Source organism: Pararhizobium qamdonense (genome assembly GCF_029277445.1).
Taxonomy (GTDB): Bacteria; Pseudomonadota; Alphaproteobacteria; order Rhizobiales; family Rhizobiaceae; genus Pararhizobium; species Pararhizobium qamdonense.
On the sequence record NZ_CP119566.1, the window covers coordinates 3,370,617 to 3,386,215 of the forward strand.

Genomic DNA, 15,599 nt, shown 5'->3' on the forward strand with positions numbered 1-15,599 from the left:
GGATGTGTCTGGACGTCCTTCTCCTCGTTTCAGGCAAGGGCGGCGTCACCTGCGCCCACTAAGGGTGGCCAGGCTTATTTTCTATGACGACGTCCCGATGAACTGTGCCGATTGCCCTTCAAGGGGCGTTTAAGCTAATGCATGTCCTTAAAGAGGGTTCGCCGCGCTTTGCGCAGCGGCCGGCATCAACAGGGTCTGGACACGCATCATGAGCAACGAGAGCAAACCGGCAACACAGGTGACGATCGAGAAACTTCGCAATGGGCGCTGGGGGTTCGTTCTCAAGCGCGGTCCCGTTGTCTATCCCGCCCAGGGACAGTTCGCCAGCCAGATGGAGGCCGTTGCTGCCGGGCAGGCGGTGCTCAAGTCGCTTGAGAAGAAGCGATAGGCGGGATCGATACGCTGGATATAGAAAAGGCCGGACCAGTTTTGCCAGTCCGGCCTTTTTGTTTTGTTTCTCACGTAATCGGGCGTCAGCTCTTTTTCGCCAGACGGTCGATCGCATTCTGGGTGGCAGCGCCGAAATCGCCGTCCAGCGGGCCGCTATAAAGGCCGCGATCCTTGAGCAGGGCCTGGATTTCCTTGCGGAAGGCGGGCGTGAAATTGTCCGGGGATGTTTTCAGCTCTTCAAGCTTGGACGGATCACCGCCCTCGACGCTGGCCGCAGCCCAGCGCACGGCCTCTTTCGGATCGGCCCTGGTGCCCAGCCCCCAGTCATAGAGACGGCTCAGATTGCCCATCGCATAGGCGCTGCCGGCATTGGAGGCCATTTCATACCAGTTGCGCGCCTGCGCATAATCCTGCGGCACGGCCTTGCCGTCATCATAGAACCAGCCGAGCAGCGCCATGGAATAGGCGTCCCCGACATTGGCGGCCTTTTCATACCAGAGCTTTGCCTGCGTATAATCCTGCGGCGTGCCGAGGCCGTTCTGATAGGCCCAGCCGAGCGAGGACATCGCATTGGCGTCGCCGCCTTCGGCAGCTTTTTGGTACCAGGAGAGCGACTGGTCGAGGTCCTTGGCGACGCCGTTGCCCTCGCGGTAGAACCAGCCGAGCGTCGCCATGGCATTGGCGTAGCCCTGGTTGGCCGAAAGCTGGTACCATTTCAAGGATTCCGCGTAATCCTGCGGGATGCTGCCATAACCATCCCGGTAGAGCCAGCCGAGCGATGCCTGCGCATAGGAATTGCCATTGTTGGCGGCGTGCTCGAACATGTCCTTGCCCTTCTCGACATCGACGGGGCCGTCGGTGCCGTAGATCGAGAACCAGGCGAGGTTTGTCAGCCCATACATATTGCCGCCGTCGGCCGCCTTTTGATAATTGCTGCGGGCATCGACATAGTTGCGGCCAGCGTCCTGCGCACGTCCGAGCATATTGACCAGCATCATGTCGTCGGGGTTTTCGTTGACGGCCTGGGCGCAGGCCGTGAGGGCACGCGCCGAATCGATCTTGAGGAAATTGACGCCAAGGAAGCCCGGCATCGATTGCGGTTCGCCGGCGAGCAGGTAGCAGTCCCGCGAGGCCTGGGTGTCCTTGCCGGTCTGGGAGATGTTCAAGCCCTTCTTCGGCTCCAGCGCTGCAATCTGGGTTTCCGCGTCAGCCCTGTGTTTGCTGCCGGGGTAACGCTCGACGAAACGGGTCAGCGCCGCGCCGTCGGTCGATTGCTTCAGCGCTTCCCAGGCGATCTCATCCGGCGTCACGGTGGTCTGGGCGGCCTCTTCGAGCAGCTTCAGCTTCTTTTCGGCCAGCATCTTATAGACCGGATCGGCGCCGTGCTTGGCGAGAAACACCTGGATCAGGTCCTTGTCGGCGAGATCGCGGATGTTCTGCCAGTCGGCAGCCGCAGCAGACTGGCCGTTCGGCGAGACTTCCTGCGTGTTGCCGTTGTTGGTGATATTGATGTTGACCTCTTTGATATTGAGGAAGATCTGCGCGCCGCCGAGCGAACCGTAGACAAAGGGCTCCTGCTCGCGATTGGTGGCTGTCACCACGTCATCGCGGACCTTGCCGAGCGCGATGCGCACATCGACGCCCGGTTCCGTCAGATATTTCGACAGCGCCGTGGCAAACGGGCTGTTTTTGCCCTCGCCGTCCATCGCAACCGTACCGGCCTTCGAGGCGAAGGCGACCAGAAGGTCGGCCGATTCGGGCTCGACGCGGGCGAGCCCGCGGCTGACGGCGCGGGTGGAGATCGAGCGGCTCATCGATTGCTCGAACGGATTGTTGCGGCAGGCATCGAGGATGACCAGCTTCAGCCGCGTTGCCCCTTCCAGCGAGCGCTGTACGCGGTCGAGCGGGATTGCCTCGTCTTCTACATCCTTGTCAGTCTTCAGGCTGACATCGACGGGCAGGAGGAAATTCTCGCCATTCATCTCCATGCCATGGCCGGAATAATAGATGATGGCGACGTCGGCACCGGCAGCGGTGTCTTCGAAATCGCGCAGCGCCCGGACCATCGAGGCCCGGTCGAGATCGTGGACGGCCGTAACCGTATCGAAACCGGCATCCTCGAACGAGGTCTTCATCAGCTCGACATCATTGGCCGGATTGTTCAGCTGCGATGTGGCCTCGTATTTCTCGTTGCCGATCAACAGGGCGACGCGCTTTGCCGCCTGCGCGGAGCCGGCGTGAAACGCGATGACGCTGAGTGCCAGAACGAAGACCGGCAGCCAGCCATGGAGATGACGCTTGAACATGTTTTTCCCCTCCGCGCTTGCGCCGCCTGCCGGGTGTCATGCACCCATGCAGCCTGCGCACGCACGATCCCTGTTTCGCCCGGCATTTTGCTGCCGGCGCGCTTTGCATGAAAGTATTACGTATGGGCGGGTGGGTTTCAATGTGCGGCTTCAGGCTTTTTTAAGCAAAAGTGAAGACAGGGCCGCAGAAGCCGCAAGCTCAGTGCAAGGATGAGGCTTGAAACTGCTACCATGGCTGCACGCGCGGCCACCAACACGGGCGCGCGCCGCCTCAAGAGTTGCATTCTCAAGCAGAAACAGCGCACTGCTGCAGAATTTCCGGAGTTTTTCGATGTCGATGGTGATGCATCTCGCTGAGGCAAAGCCGGGCCAGCTGACCACCAGCTACAAACACTATTATATCGAGCGGCCCTGCCGGATCCTCGTGGTCGGGCAGCATCTGAAGACGAAGACGAAATATCAGTGCCTGCTGCGGCATATTTCGATTGGCGGTGCGATGGTGGATTTCAACGCGCATATCCTGCTGCCGGCGCATTTCTTCCTGCAGATCGACGGTTTCCAGGAAGAGATCGGCTGCTCGCAGGTCCACCGGCACCACAGCGAGCTCGGCGTGCGCTTCAACATGCAGCTGGCGCCGGAGTTTCTCAGCCGCCTCATCCGGATGAATTTTACCAGCGGGCTGATCTGAAAACCGGCAGCCTGCCGCGCCAAGTCCTCTTCTAATTTCGCCATCCGGCAATCCAGACAGGGTTTATTGCCGTAGCAAGACTGAAAGAGGGCCAAACATCATGAAAACTATCCTGATCGCCTATGCCGGAACGCTTGTCTCGTTGCTCACTGCCGATGCCATCTGGCTCGGGCTGGTGGCCAGGACGTTTTACCGCGACCAGCTCGGCGAGATGATGCTGCCATCGCCGAATTTCGCCATTGCCGCCATCTTCTATGTGTTTTTCGCGATGGCCATCGTTCTCCTGGCTGTCATGCCGGGTGTCAAAGCGGGCTCTCTTTTGACCGCGCTCGGATATGGCGCGGTTCTGGGGCTTGCTGCCTATGGTACCTATGACATCACCAATCTGGCGACGCTGAAGGGATGGCCACCGATCGTCAGCGTGGTCGATATGGCCTGGGGCACCTTCGTCACCGCATTTGCCGCCAGCTGTGGCCTGCTCGCCTGCCGCTATTTTGCCGGTGCTGCATCCTGAGTGCGGCATCCTGATATGCGGCACGCTCCCGGCAGAATGCGTGAATTGGCGTCTTATTAAATTTTTAAGGAATGTTTTCAAAGGATTGCAATATTCCTGAACGATCCTGCATCTATCGCACTGCGCCATACTGAGGAGGGCAAGCGCGGTGACTGTAACGATGCGGCGGCTGTGGATTGAACCGCACGGCCAGATCGCACTCGAGGGAGTGATGATGCAGAATTCGACAATGTATTCCGTGGTCAGTTCCAAACTGTACGAGCAGCGCTTCGAACGGTTTGTGATCGGGCAGGCCGGCACATTGATGTCGGTCAAACCGGGCCTCGGCGGTGTCTCGACCCGGACCTGCAGGATGACCGAGATTTCGCGCGGCGGCGCCAGTTTCGTAGTCAACACGACGATCGGCCTGCCGCAGCATTATTACCTGACCATTGTCGGCTCTAAGAAGCGAATCGGTTGCGCCGAGGTTTACCGCCGCGACAACCGGATCCAGGTGCATTTCATCAAGCCGATCGACGAGGCCTTCCTGCATCAGATCGTCCGGCACGAATTCTTCACCGGTGGCGAACCGAAAAAACACTGAGCCCTGCCCTTGTGACAGGGAAACGATGAGAAGGTTCCTTTCGCACAGGTATCGCCAGTGGATGCTGTTTGCATGGCGCGGAAAGATCGCTAGTCTTTGCGGCGATTTCATTCATTGACAGGCGCCGCATGTCCGCTTTTTCCAGATTTACCCCGCTGATTGCCTCTCTCCCCTCCACCATTCCCTTCGTCGGCCCTGAGGCCATCGAGCGCCAGCGCAACCGGCCGATTGCGGCGCGCATCGGCGCCAATGAGAGCGGTTTTGGGCCGGCTCCTTCAGTTTTGAAGGCAATGACGGCCGCCGCTTCCGGGGTCTGGCAATATAATGATCCGGAAAATTTCGGGCTGAAGGCGGCGCTGGCCGGCCATCTCGGCATCGCGGCTGAGAATATCGCCATTGGCGAAGGCATTGACGGGCTGCTCGGGCAGATCGTTCGCATGGTGATCGAACCCGGCATGCCGGTCGTCACTTCGCTTGGCGGCTATCCGACCTTCAATTTTCATGTGGCGGGGCATGGCGGGCGGCTGGTGACGGTTCCCTATGTGGACGACCGCGAAGATCTTGACGGGTTGCTGGCTGCGGTCAAACGCGAAAATGCGCCGCTCGTCTATTTCGCCAATCCGGACAATCCGATGGGAAGCTGGTGGGATGCAGACAGCGTCATCGCCTTTGCGCGGGCCCTGCCGGACACCTGCCTTCTCATCCTTGACGAGGCCTATGGCGAGACCGCCCCTGCGGGCACCATTCCCTCGATCGCGTCACTGATCGAGATGCCGAACGTGATCCGCACCCGGACTTTTTCGAAAGCCTATGGTCTGGCGGGTGCGCGGGTCGGCTATGTCATCAGCACGGCGGGAACGGCCCAGGCCTTCGACAAGATCCGCAACCATTTCGGCATGAACAGGATCGGCACCGCTGCAGCGGTCGCAGCGCTGGCGGATACGGATTATCTGGCTGGGGTTCTGGAAAGGATTGCCGCCTCGCGCAGCAGGATCGCTGAAATCGCTGCTCGCAATGGGCTCAAGCCCCTGCCTTCAGCCACGAATTTCGTGACCATCGATTGCGGCAAGGATGCCGTCTTTGCCCGCGCGATCGTTGACGGGTTGATGGCCGACCACGGCATTTTCATCCGCATGCCGGGTGTTGCGCCCTTGAACCGTTGTATCCGGATCAGCACCGGACCGGAGGCGGAGATGGCGCTTCTGGAAGAAGCCCTGCCGCACGTGCTGGAAAAGCTCGGCAGGCAGTAGAGCAACGCCTCATCTTCGGAGGTCTTGGCCCTACCGCCTGTCGTTGATGCGGTGATGTCTCAATGCATTGTCATCCATTCGCGGGCGGCGCGCAGGGCCGTGGCGAGATCGGTCTTGCTCATGGTCATCGTCAGGTCGGCGCGCAGCGCTGCTGCCCGATCCGAGCCCTTGATGGCGGCGATGTTCAGCCACTTGTGCGCGGCGATGAGATCGACATCGCAGCCACGTCCGGTTGCATACATCAAACCCATTTCGCAAAAGACGTCCGCGCGGTTTTCGCCACCCATCGTGGCATCCGAAGCATTTTGAATGTCAAAACGTGCCATTGTCTCTGTCCCTGTTGACCGTGTTGGTTACGTCGATAGTCCCTGTTTTTGCTGCCTTTTTGAGGCTCCCTGAAGGGGCCGCCGTCTTGTGCGGCTTTGCCCCTTTAAGGATGTCGGCGGGGTGTTTTTCCCTGCTCGTCTTATGGGTTTCAATATGCAGCAGGGGTTTCAATACCCGCTTAAAATGCATGATTAATGTGAGACGAACAAAGTTCAAACGATTGGTAAACTTGGGTTTTTGTTAAACATCGCACCGTCGGGAAACGCTGGCTTTTGCCTCAATCTTTACGGAAAATTCAGACCGCCATTTCAACCAATTGCTAACCACGCAAAACGGTCGCTCGTTTCGGCCCCGGCAAAAACGCAGTGTGACAGGCCCTATCTTGCCGGGAATTTTCATCGCAAAAGCCGCCATCCACATATTTACGTTTACGTCCGCGTAAGCTATTTTCCGGCTGTGGAGCGGTGAGGAGACCGCTCTGGCAATCTTTCGCCCGCAACCAGCTGCATCAGGCGATTTCCAAGGGAGGCACAGGATGATACGGACTTTGATAGTGACGGCAGCCATGACGATGGCGACGGCAGCCACAGGCTTTGCCGCCGAACCGATCGTCGGCAACTGGAAGACGGCAAGCGGCGAGACCGCTGCCATCGCGTCCTGCGGCGGCAGCTATTGCATCACGCTGAAGACGGGAAAACATGCCGGCAAGCGCATTGGCAGCATGAGCGGCAATGGCAACAGCTATTCCGGCGAGATCACCGATCCGGCCAATGACAAGACCTATAGCGGCAATGCGTCGATCAGCGGCGCCTCGCTGAAAATGCAAGGCTGCGTTCTCAAGGTTCTCTGCAAATCGCAGACCTGGACACGCATGTAAGCTGCCTTTCAAATCCGGCGGGCCTGCCCGCCGGAGCCATTTTTTGACATGCAGCAATGATCTGCCGGTTTATGCCTGACCCGGCGTGGCCTTTGACCTGGTCTGTCTGCGCAGTTTTCTGTGTAGCCTAATTTTGCCCCTTCGTAAAATCCTTGCTGAAAACCGTAGCCGCACCCTGCGTTTAACCGCGTCCAGGGTTACGGCTGACGTTGCCATGTCGAGACCAGCTCTTCAGGGTTTACGAAGATGAACGGGAGATGAACCAGGGTCTCAGGAAGAGTTCAGTTTGCCTATGCGAAAAGGTGATCATCGAGTTGAACCCCGATCGACACCCCAGACCAAACGGACAAAAGCCATGGACATTCTCGCCCGCCGCCTCACCATCATCAGCATGCTCATGGTCGTCTTCGCCCTGACCCTGGCCGCAGCCGTCAGTGCCGACAGCCAGCGCCGCCGCCACAACTATGCCGGCTCGATTGCCGACTGCACCGTGCACACCACGAAATTCTGCGAACAAGCCAAGCTGTAAAGGTCGAAAACAATGGTCTCCCTCGCCCATTCCGCAACCATCGCACTGCGCATGCTGACGCTCGCAGCCCTTCTGATGGCTCAGATGGGCGCAATTGCCTACAGCAAGGCCTCCGGCCTTGGCATCGGCAAGCAGGGAGCCGGTCTTGTCCTGTTCGTCACGCTGCAGCGCCAGTCAATGAGCTGAGGCGGCTGCGCCTGCACCTTCTTCAACGCTTGCACATTTCCTGACGCTGCCTTCCTATATCCGTCATAGGAAGGAACCGCATGCCGATATCCGCTTTCGCCGTCTACGCCCTTGCCGCCCTTGCGGAGATCGCCGGGTGTTTTTCATTCTGGGCGTGGATGAAGCTCGACAAGCCGATCTGGTGGCTCATCCCCGGCCTGGCGAGCCTTGCGCTCTTTGCCTGGCTTCTTACCCTCATCGAAACGGCGGCGGCCGGACGAGCCTATGCCGCCTATGGCGGCATCTATATCGCCGCCTCGCTTGGATGGCTGTGGCTCGTCGAGGGCGTGCGGCCTGACCGGTGGGACGCGGCCGGCGTTGTGCTTGCCCTTGCAGGCACCGCCATCATTCTCGGCGGGCCGCGCTGACTGCACCTTTCCGGGACTGTTCCATCCAAAACAATCTTGTCGTTTGCTTGTAAAAAACGGCATCCTATAATGCCGCATGAACAATCGAATCTCTTCCCTCTCCGCCCTGTCCATCGCAACGCCCGACGTTTTCGAGCCGCAGACGTTTGACGATCCGCTGGCCGCTGTGGATGCGCTTTCGGCGCTTTACGACCGCAACACCAAATTTCTGGTCGATGCCTTTACCGAGCTTGGCCGGACCGGAACGCCAGTCTCGCGCTACCGCGCCTGCTATCCGCAGGTCAGCATCGAGACCAGCAGTTTCAGCCATGTCGATTCGCGCCTCTCCTATGGTTATGTCAGCGCGCCCGGGGTCTACACGACCACCGTCACCCGGCCAAAGCTGTTCCGGCATTATCTGAAGGAACAGCTCGGCCTTTTGATTCGCAGCCATGGCGTCGGCGTGACGGTGTCGGAATCGACGACGCCGATCCCGCTGCACTTTGCTTTCGGCGAAGGCGCCTATGTCGAGGCGGCGATGGCCGAGAATATCGATATTCCGCTGCGCGACCTGTTCGACACGCCGGACCTGACCACCACCGATGACGAGATCGCCAATGGCTCCTATGAACCCGGCCCCGGCGACCCCTCGCCGCTTGCGCCGTTCACCGCCCAGCGCATCGACTATTCGCTCGCCCGGCTCAGCCATTACACGGCGACCAGCGCGACGCATTTTCAGAATTTCGTGCTGTTTACCAATTACCAGTTCTATATCGACGAGTTCTGCCTGTGGGCGCGCCAGCAGATGGCCGATGGCGGCAATGGCTATACCGAGTTTGTCGAGCCCGGCAACATCGTCACGCAGCCCGGATCCGACAAGCCCGATTCGGACCTGACGCTGGCACGCCTGCCGCAAATGCCGGCCTATCATCTGAAGAAGAAGGGTCATGGTGGCATTACCGTCGTCAATATCGGTGTCGGGCCGTCCAACGCCAAGACAATCACCGACCATATCGCCGTCCTGCGCCCGCATGCCTGGCTGATGCTTGGCCATTGCGCCGGGTTGCGCAACAGTCAGACGCTCGGTGATTACGTGCTTGCCCATGCCTATGTGCGCGAAGACCATGTGCTTGACGACGACCTGCCGGTCTGGATCCCGATCCCGGCACTTGCCGAGGTTCAGGTGGCGATGCAGGACGCCGTGGCAGAGGTGACCGGCTATGAGGGTTACGACCTAAAGCGGATCATGCGCACCGGCACCGTCGCCACCATCGACAACCGTAACTGGGAACTGCGCGACCAGCGCGGCCCGGTCAAGCGGCTGTCGCAGTCGCGGGCCATTGCACTCGACATGGAATCGGCAACCATTGCAGCCAACGGCTTCCGGTTCCGCGTGCCGTACGGGACGCTGCTCTGCGTCTCCGACAAGCCGCTGCATGGGGAGCTGAAACTGCCGGGCATGGCGACGGCGTTCTACAAGACGCAGGTCAGCCAGCATTTGCAGATCGGCATCCTGGCGCTGCAGAAACTGGCCGCCATGCCGCCGGAAAAGCTGCATTCGCGCAAGCTGCGCAGTTTCTTCGAGACCGCGTTCCAGTAAGCTCAGCGGCGCGGCGACAGAAGGATCGAGAGAAGCGTGCCGGCAACCGCCGACACGACGATCAGCAAATGCGCATTGACGCTGGCGCTCGCCAGCAGATCGAAGGCCGCGCCCTTGGCTGGCGCGCCGAACGAGATGGCCCCTGCAGTAATACCCGCCGGATAGGTGCCGACACCGGCGGGGGCATGCACCGGCAAGACCGATGACAGTTCGCCGCCGAGCGCACCGCCGAAGCTGGCGGCAAGCGGAAGCACGCCCATGGTGGCCAGCACCCAGGCGAGCACTGCAACCTTTGTCGACCAGTTGAGAACCGTCATCAGCCACGCCCTGACGAAAACCAGCGCATTGGCCGGTAGTCCAGCCTCGACCTCGACCAGCAACCGGCCGAGTTTTTGCGGCAAGTGCTTTTGCAGAACAGCGAGCGCATGGCCTTTCAGCAGAAACAGCGCCAGTGGCGACACCAGGAAAAGCCCCCAGAGCGACCAGCCCAGCGCCTGATCGTCGCGGCCGATGATGAGGCCGATACCTGCAGCCGCAAACAGCGCGTGCAGATCGAGCAGCCGCATAAGGAGGAGTGCGGAGGTGCTGCGCGTCAGCGGAACTGCAAATTCCGAGCGCATCAGGATCGGAAAGCTGGTTTCGCCGGCCCGGAAAGGCAGCATGATGTTGAGAAGATTGTGCACCTGCGTGACGCGCAGCAGCGCCAGGAAACGGCCGCGGGTCTCATTGGGAAAATAATCGTAGATCCGGTAGCAGCGGATAAAATAGGTGCCGACCAGAAGCACAAGCGCAGAGATGACGGGGAGAAGGCCGATCCCGGCCCATTGCCGCAACAGAACGGGCCAGCCCCAGAACCACTGGATAAAAGCCGCATAGGCGATGACGGCCACAAGCGAGAGGACGGTCATGCGGTTGCGGACAAGCCATGAGCCCCGGCTGGCATCCTCTCCTGCATTCATATATTTGGTACTTTCCTGTCCGCTGCCATGGCACGGCTGGTTATCACGATAACCCAGGCGAGAGAACCTGCAGCATTTTAAAAGGCTTTGATTTTGGATCCCATCTTGGAAGCGAATAGGGCCGTGACCGATAGCGCGCCGCCGGTCGAGCTGTCCGTCGTCGTGCCGATCTACAATGAGGAAGAAAGTGTCGGACCGCTGGTGGCCCGCATCCGGGAAGCCATGGCAAATTTCGACAAGCCCTGGGAGCTCATTCTCGTCAATGACGGCAGCACCGACGGCACGCTGGTCAGCGCCCGCAAGGAATTGACAAGCGGCCTGCGGCTGAAGATCGTCGAACTCCAGCGCAATTTCGGCCAGACCGCCGCCATGCAGGCCGGTATCGACCTTGCATCCGGCCGGTTGATCGCCACGCTCGACGGCGATTTGCAGAACGATCCGCGCGACATTCCGGCGATGGTCAAGGCGATCGAGGAGCGTGAACTCGACCTGCTCGTCGGCTGGCGCAAGAACCGCCAGGACGGCCTGCTGCTGCGCAAAATCCCCTCCTGGTGTGCCAATGCCCTGATCGGCAAGATCACCGGGGTGAAACTGCACGATTATGGCTGCAGCCTGAAGATCTACCAGGCCTCGATCATCAAGCAGGTCAAGCTGATGGGCGAGATGCACCGTTTCATTCCGGCCTGGGTCGCGGGCGTGGTGCCGAGCAGCCGCATCGGCGAAATGCCGGTCACCCACCATGCACGCCAGCACGGAACGTCGAAATACGGGATTTCCCGCACGTTCCGGGTCATTCTCGACCTGCTGTCAGTGCTGTTCTTCATGCGCTACAAGGCGCGGCCGGGGCACTTCTTCGGTTCGATCGGACTTTTCGCCGGTGGTCTGAGCGCCCTCATCCTGTTCTACCTGTTCATCGACAAGTTTCTGCTCGGCAACGATATCGGCACGAGACCGATGCTGATCGTCGGCGTCATGCTGTTTTTATCCTCCGTGCAGCTGATCACCACCGGCATCCTCGCCGAAATGATGGCACGCCTCTATTCCGGTGAAAACGACAGTCCACCCTATATCGTGCGCAAGGTTTTTGAACGCGACAGAACGGATACGGCAAGCTGATAGCCGGCGCGCAGACCGATCTCTCTTGCCTGAACCGGAAAAGCCCTGACCTTCAGGACTATCCCGGTTCGGCACCGACCAGCAATTTCAGCTCGCCCGGATGGACCCGCAAAGCGACATCGCGGCCGATCGGCAGCAACTCGCCGTCGATGACGCATTTGGTGCCGTGGCGCGCCTTGGGGAAATGCAGGTTGACGGCGGTGGCGCTCATTTCGGTGATCAGGGTGCTCTCGCGGAATTTTCCCCGCAGGATGTCGAAGGTCAACTTCGCCACACCCGACGGTTTCAGCGGAGGCGTGGTGTAGAAGCCCAGATGGCCGCCGGTGACGTCATCGGCATGCATCAGCGCGTTTGGACCGAAATGATTGTTGGACACTGAAATTGCCGAAACTTCGCGCCGCTCGCGCACACCATCGACGTCGAACTCGATCTCGAACTGCGGCGGATTGAACATCACGCCGACTGCAGCGCGGGTGCTGGCGCGGATTTTTCCCAGTCTCGAGGCAAAGCTGTAGGATTCGCGGTAGCGCACCATGCGGGCGTGCAGCCCCATGGAAAATTGATGCACGAAGGCCCGGCCATCGGCACTGCCGATATCCGCATCGACGATCTTGCCGTCGGCCAGGACATCCAGCACCTTCCAGATATCCAGCGGCAGTTTCAGCGCGCGGGCAAAAAGATTCATCGTTCCCGCTGGAACGACGCCGAGCGGCATGCCGTTCTTCCAGGCAACGGCCGCTGCCGCTGAAATCGTGCCATCGCCACCACCGGCCAGCATTGCATCCAGATCATCGCGGCGGGCGGTTTTTTCGAGAATCTCGGCCATTCCATCGCCGGACGCAACGGTGATTTCGATCTCATGCCCGGCTGAGCGAAAGACCTCCTCGGCCTTTTGGCTATAGGCGTCCATATCGGTTGTCCGGAATGTCCCGCCATCGCGATTGAATATGGCCTTGATCTTCATGCGTGCTCCTTGCAGCTCGTTGCGCTACATATGGCGCGGCATGAGGCGTTTTTCAGCCGGTGTCGGCTTAATCCTGCATGTTTATTATTTGCAGCGCACAAGGGGCATGATGCGCCAGCGTTATACTGCCAGCGGCGGCAGGATATGTTCGTCGCCCCACAGCTTCATTGCCATGATCACCGGCTCCAGGCTGCGGCCGCGCGGGGTCAGGCAATAATCGACCCTTGGCGGCACGACGGCAAACACCGTGCGCTCGACCAGCCCGTCGGCCTCCAGCTCGCGCAGCTGCTTGGTTAGCATGCGCTGGGTGACGCTCGCCAGGCGGCGGCGGATTTCGTTGAAGCGCATCGTGCCATCCAGCAGGTGATAGAGGATGACGCCCTTCCATTTTCCGTCGATCAGATGCAGCACGCCCTCGACCGGACAGCCGGGAGAACAGGTCAGGAGCTTGTGGCGAACACGCGGCATTTCACGGTATCCTTTTGGGTACTATATACACTTGTTGTGCATTCTTGCGCTTATGAACCATAATGCGCATTTAGCTTCTGTTCAAACATGAAGGAGCCCACCATGCGCGCCATTGCCTACAAGATCCCCCAGCCCATTTCCGCAGAGACCTCGCTGATCGATGTGGACCTGCCCGAACCTGCGCCGGAAGGCCGCGACATCCTGGTCGAGGTCAAGGCGATCTCGGTCAACCCTGTTGACGTCAAAATTCGCGCCAATGCCAAGCCGGAACCGGATCAGTTGAAAGTGCTGGGATGGGACGCAGCGGGGATCGTCAAGGCTGTCGGCCCGGGCGTCAAGCTGCTCCAGCCGGGCGATGCTGTATTCTATGCAGGCGCCATCGACCGGCCGGGCGCAAACTCGGAATTTCACCTGGTCGATGAGCGCATCGTTGGCAAGAAGCCGGAAACGCTGGACTTTCCGGCAGCCGCCGCCCTTCCCCTGACCTCGCTCACCGCCTGGGAGGCACTGTTTGACCGGCTGAAGGTCAACGATCCCGTTCCGGGTGCCGCCAATGCGATCCTGATCATTGGCGGCGCCGGCGGCGTCGGCTCGATCGCCATCCAGCTCGCCCGGACGCTGACCAATCTCACGGTGATCGCCACCGCGTCGCGCCCGGAAACGCAGAAATGGGCCTATGATCTCGGCGCCCACCATGTGCTGGATCATTCCAAGCCGCTCGCGCATCAGATCGACCAGCTGGCGCTCGGTGCTCCAGCCTTCGTCTTTTCAACCACCAACACCACGGATCATCTGGAAGACATCATCCAGTTGATCGCGCCGCAGGGGCGATTCGGGCTGATCGACGATCCGAAAGTGCTGGATGTGATGCCGTTCAAGCGCAAGGCCGTGTCCATCCACTGGGAGCTGATGTTTACCCGCTCGCTGTTCAAGACCAAGGACATGGAAGAGCAGAACCGGATTTTGACCGAAATCGCGCGCCTGGTCGATACCGGAAAGATCCGCTCGACGCTGACGGAAACGCTGGGGGTGATCAACGCCGCAAACTTGAAAAAGGCGCATGCGCTGATCGAAACCGGCCGCACCAAGGGCAAGCTCGTGCTTGCGGGTTTCTAACGGCCTATCCTCAAAACCCGGTTTTGCTGCAGTTCCTTCGGGAACGCCGCACGCACCGCGCTCGCCATAAACAAAAGGCAGCGCGGTGGCCATCTCCCAAACAGGTGATGCCGCGCTGCCCTGACACCCACCTCTCCCAAAGGGGCCGGGTGCGGGGCTTGCCTCATCCCTGTCTTTGGAGAGAAATATGCCTACGCTTATTGAACCCCTCATCGCCTCCCGCTGGTTCGGCTATCTGGCGCGGACCGCCCTCACCTTCATGTTCTGGGCCAGCGGCCTTGCCAAGCTCATCGACTTCAAGGCCGGCGTCGCCGAAATGGCCTTCTTCGGGCTCGAACCGGCACCGCTTGTCACCATGGCTGTCATCGTCACCCAGCTTGGGGGATCGGCGCTCGTCATCGCCAACCGTTGGACCTGGCTTGGCGCCGGCGCGCTGGCCGTCTTTACCGCGCTCACCATTCCCATTGCTCATACATTCTGGACCATGCAGGAGCCGATGAAGACGCTCGAATTCTATGTGGTGATGGAACATATCACCGTCATCGGAGCCCTGATGGTTGCCGCCTGGAAATCCGCCCCGGCGCGCGAACCCGCCGGCACCCGCACAGGCCTTGCCGGGATCAGCTCGTAGCGCCCGAAGCGGCCAAAGCAAAAACCCGCCGGGCATGGTTCCGGCGGGTCAGGCTGCTCAAAGATATTGTTTTCTCACTCGGCCGGCCTATCAGGCTTGCAGGACCACTACCCGGCCGCCGACGGTGGCGCGCTCGTAGAGATCGACGACATCGTGGTTGAGCATGCGCACGCAGCCGCTCGACATCGCCTGGCCGATCGACCAGGGCTGCGTCGTGCCGTGGATGCGGAACATCGTGTCGTTGCCGCCCTGATAGAGGTAGATGGCGCGGGCACCGAGCGGGTTGTTCGGGCCGCCGGGAACGCCGCCGGCATATTTCCGGTTCTTGGCCGGATCGCGGCGGATCATGTTGTCGGTCGGCGTCCAGGTCGGCCATTCCGCTTTGCGGCCGATATAGGCCGAGCCCGCCAGCGCATAGCCGTTGCGGCCGACGCCGATGCCGTAGCGCAGCGCCTGGCCGTCGCCAAGAATGTAATAGAGCCGCCGCGCCGGGGTATCGACGACGATCGTGCCAGCATCATGTTTCGTGGCATAGGCCACCTGCTGGCGGCGCAGTTCCGGCTTGATCTTGTCCAGCGGCATGGCCGGCACCGGAAACTTTTCATCCGGAATGGCGGCATAGTTGGCGACGTGGTTCGGTCCGTTGGTGGCGCACCCGGCAAGTAGAGCAGAAAAGCCGAGCAGCAGGCCACGGCGGGAGATCGACATC

Annotated in this window: 19 protein-coding genes; 13 read left to right on the plus strand and 6 right to left on the minus strand. The window is 60.2% G+C overall.

The genetic code is table 11. The annotated features are described in order from the left end of the window. The first annotated feature begins 208 nt into the window (after positions 1–208). Complete coding sequence (locus PYR65_RS16460; protein WP_276118741.1) at positions 209–388, plus strand: hypothetical protein; 180 nt, start codon at positions 209–211, stop codon at positions 386–388. 85 nt (positions 389–473) lie between these two features. Here the strand turns inward: PYR65_RS16460 and PYR65_RS16465 are convergent, their stop codons facing one another. After that, entirely contained in the window at positions 474–2,696 is a 2,223-nt protein-coding gene (locus PYR65_RS16465) for a caspase family protein (protein ID WP_276118742.1), read from the minus strand. 331 nt (positions 2,697–3,027) lie between these two features. Between PYR65_RS16465 and PYR65_RS16470 the strand changes: the two genes are divergently transcribed. The 4 genes from PYR65_RS16470 to PYR65_RS16485 all read left to right on the plus strand — a co-directional run bounded on the left by PYR65_RS16470 (position 3,028) and on the right by PYR65_RS16485 (position 5,731). Beyond that, positions 3,028–3,384: a PilZ domain-containing protein gene (locus PYR65_RS16470; RefSeq protein WP_276118743.1), complete on the plus strand. Its 357-nt coding sequence runs from the start codon at positions 3,028–3,030 to the stop codon at positions 3,382–3,384. A gap of 100 nt (positions 3,385–3,484) precedes the next feature. After that, entirely contained in the window at positions 3,485–3,898 is a 414-nt protein-coding gene (locus PYR65_RS16475; RefSeq protein WP_060641412.1) for a DUF2177 family protein, read from the plus strand. Between the two features lie 148 nt (positions 3,899–4,046). Continuing rightward, entirely contained in the window at positions 4,047–4,481 is a 435-nt protein-coding gene (locus PYR65_RS16480; protein WP_244490302.1) for a PilZ domain-containing protein, read from the plus strand. A 128-nt stretch (positions 4,482–4,609) separates the two neighbouring features. Further along, on the plus strand, positions 4,610–5,731 hold the full coding sequence (locus tag PYR65_RS16485; RefSeq protein WP_276118744.1) for a pyridoxal phosphate-dependent aminotransferase: 1,122 nt from the start codon (positions 4,610–4,612) through the stop codon (positions 5,729–5,731). Positions 5,732–5,790: 59 nt separating this feature from the next. On the opposite strand, the gene PYR65_RS16490 is transcribed toward PYR65_RS16485, so the two are convergent. Then, positions 5,791–6,057, minus strand: a complete 267-nt coding sequence (locus PYR65_RS16490) for an SEL1-like repeat protein (protein WP_060641414.1) — start codon at positions 6,055–6,057, stop codon at positions 5,791–5,793. A 536-nt stretch (positions 6,058–6,593) separates the two neighbouring features. On the opposite strand from PYR65_RS16490, the gene PYR65_RS16495 reads away from it, so the two are divergent. The 5 genes from PYR65_RS16495 to PYR65_RS16515 all read left to right on the plus strand — a co-directional run bounded on the left by PYR65_RS16495 (position 6,594) and on the right by PYR65_RS16515 (position 9,636). Further along, positions 6,594–6,935 carry a DUF2147 domain-containing protein gene (locus PYR65_RS16495; protein WP_276118745.1) on the plus strand — a complete coding sequence of 114 codons (342 nt, stop codon included), beginning with the start codon at positions 6,594–6,596 and terminating at the stop codon, positions 6,933–6,935. A gap of 355 nt (positions 6,936–7,290) precedes the next feature. Continuing rightward, positions 7,291–7,464, plus strand: coding sequence for a hypothetical protein (locus PYR65_RS16500; RefSeq protein WP_037107006.1), 174 nt, complete (start codon positions 7,291–7,293; stop codon positions 7,462–7,464). Between the two features lie 12 nt (positions 7,465–7,476). Next, positions 7,477–7,650: a hypothetical protein gene (locus PYR65_RS16505; RefSeq protein ID WP_276118746.1), complete on the plus strand. Its 174-nt coding sequence runs from the start codon at positions 7,477–7,479 to the stop codon at positions 7,648–7,650. An 86-nt stretch (positions 7,651–7,736) separates the two neighbouring features. Continuing rightward, on the plus strand, positions 7,737–8,057 hold the full coding sequence (locus PYR65_RS16510; protein WP_276121083.1) for a YnfA family protein: 321 nt from the start codon (positions 7,737–7,739) through the stop codon (positions 8,055–8,057). Between the two features lie 76 nt (positions 8,058–8,133). Continuing rightward, on the plus strand, positions 8,134–9,636 hold the full coding sequence (locus PYR65_RS16515; protein ID WP_060641417.1) for an AMP nucleosidase: 1,503 nt from the start codon (positions 8,134–8,136) through the stop codon (positions 9,634–9,636). 2 nt (positions 9,637–9,638) lie between these two features. Here the strand turns inward: PYR65_RS16515 and PYR65_RS16520 are convergent, their stop codons facing one another. Further along, positions 9,639–10,595, minus strand: coding sequence for a lysylphosphatidylglycerol synthase domain-containing protein (locus PYR65_RS16520; protein WP_276118747.1), 957 nt, complete (start codon positions 10,593–10,595; stop codon positions 9,639–9,641). Between the two features lie 105 nt (positions 10,596–10,700). On the opposite strand from PYR65_RS16520, the gene PYR65_RS16525 reads away from it, so the two are divergent. Beyond that, positions 10,701–11,711 carry a glycosyltransferase family 2 protein gene (locus PYR65_RS16525; protein ID WP_276118748.1) on the plus strand — a complete coding sequence of 337 codons (1,011 nt, stop codon included), beginning with the start codon at positions 10,701–10,703 and terminating at the stop codon, positions 11,709–11,711. A 58-nt stretch (positions 11,712–11,769) separates the two neighbouring features. Here PYR65_RS16525 and PYR65_RS16530 read toward each other — a convergent pair whose 3' ends face one another. Both PYR65_RS16530 and PYR65_RS16535 read right to left on the minus strand, forming a co-directional pair. Next, positions 11,770–12,675, minus strand: coding sequence for a diacylglycerol/lipid kinase family protein (locus PYR65_RS16530; RefSeq protein WP_276118749.1), 906 nt, complete (start codon positions 12,673–12,675; stop codon positions 11,770–11,772). A gap of 120 nt (positions 12,676–12,795) precedes the next feature. Then, positions 12,796–13,143, minus strand: coding sequence for a winged helix-turn-helix transcriptional regulator (locus PYR65_RS16535; protein WP_276118750.1), 348 nt, complete (start codon positions 13,141–13,143; stop codon positions 12,796–12,798). Between the two features lie 102 nt (positions 13,144–13,245). On the opposite strand from PYR65_RS16535, the gene PYR65_RS16540 reads away from it, so the two are divergent. Together PYR65_RS16540 and PYR65_RS16545 are read left to right on the plus strand one after the other, a co-directional pair. After that, positions 13,246–14,259: a zinc-binding alcohol dehydrogenase family protein gene (locus PYR65_RS16540; RefSeq protein WP_276118751.1), complete on the plus strand. Its 1,014-nt coding sequence runs from the start codon at positions 13,246–13,248 to the stop codon at positions 14,257–14,259. A gap of 187 nt (positions 14,260–14,446) precedes the next feature. Then, positions 14,447–14,890: a DoxX family protein gene (locus PYR65_RS16545; RefSeq protein WP_276118752.1), complete on the plus strand. Its 444-nt coding sequence runs from the start codon at positions 14,447–14,449 to the stop codon at positions 14,888–14,890. A gap of 90 nt (positions 14,891–14,980) precedes the next feature. Here PYR65_RS16545 and PYR65_RS16550 read toward each other — a convergent pair whose 3' ends face one another. After that, positions 14,981–15,598, minus strand: coding sequence for a L,D-transpeptidase (locus PYR65_RS16550; RefSeq protein WP_276118753.1), 618 nt, complete (start codon positions 15,596–15,598; stop codon positions 14,981–14,983). Position 15,599 lies beyond the last annotated feature (1 nt).

Coding starts and splice junctions, on each gene's coding strand:
- PYR65_RS16520 (WP_276118747.1), bottom strand. CDS start 10,595: ATGAATGCAGGAGAGGATGCCAGCCGGGGCTCATGGCTTGTCCGCAAC.
- PYR65_RS16540 (WP_276118751.1), top strand. CDS start 13,246: ATGCGCGCCATTGCCTACAAGATCCCCCAGCCCATTTCCGCAGAGACC.
- PYR65_RS16495 (WP_276118745.1), top strand. CDS start 6,594: ATGATACGGACTTTGATAGTGACGGCAGCCATGACGATGGCGACGGCA.
- PYR65_RS16500 (WP_037107006.1), top strand. CDS start 7,291: ATGGACATTCTCGCCCGCCGCCTCACCATCATCAGCATGCTCATGGTC.
- PYR65_RS16515 (WP_060641417.1), top strand. CDS start 8,134: ATGAACAATCGAATCTCTTCCCTCTCCGCCCTGTCCATCGCAACGCCC.
- PYR65_RS16530 (WP_276118749.1), bottom strand. CDS start 12,675: ATGAAGATCAAGGCCATATTCAATCGCGATGGCGGGACATTCCGGACA.
- PYR65_RS16475 (WP_060641412.1), top strand. CDS start 3,485: ATGAAAACTATCCTGATCGCCTATGCCGGAACGCTTGTCTCGTTGCTC.
- PYR65_RS16470 (WP_276118743.1), top strand. CDS start 3,028: ATGTCGATGGTGATGCATCTCGCTGAGGCAAAGCCGGGCCAGCTGACC.
- PYR65_RS16465 (WP_276118742.1), bottom strand. CDS start 2,696: ATGTTCAAGCGTCATCTCCATGGCTGGCTGCCGGTCTTCGTTCTGGCA.
- PYR65_RS16535 (WP_276118750.1), bottom strand. CDS start 13,143: ATGCCGCGTGTTCGCCACAAGCTCCTGACCTGTTCTCCCGGCTGTCCG.
- PYR65_RS16550 (WP_276118753.1), bottom strand. CDS start 15,598: ATGTCGATCTCCCGCCGTGGCCTGCTGCTCGGCTTTTCTGCTCTACTT.
- PYR65_RS16490 (WP_060641414.1), bottom strand. CDS start 6,057: ATGGCACGTTTTGACATTCAAAATGCTTCGGATGCCACGATGGGTGGC.
- PYR65_RS16460 (WP_276118741.1), top strand. CDS start 209: ATGAGCAACGAGAGCAAACCGGCAACACAGGTGACGATCGAGAAACTT.
- PYR65_RS16485 (WP_276118744.1), top strand. CDS start 4,610: ATGTCCGCTTTTTCCAGATTTACCCCGCTGATTGCCTCTCTCCCCTCC.
- PYR65_RS16545 (WP_276118752.1), top strand. CDS start 14,447: ATGCCTACGCTTATTGAACCCCTCATCGCCTCCCGCTGGTTCGGCTAT.
- PYR65_RS16505 (WP_276118746.1), top strand. CDS start 7,477: ATGGTCTCCCTCGCCCATTCCGCAACCATCGCACTGCGCATGCTGACG.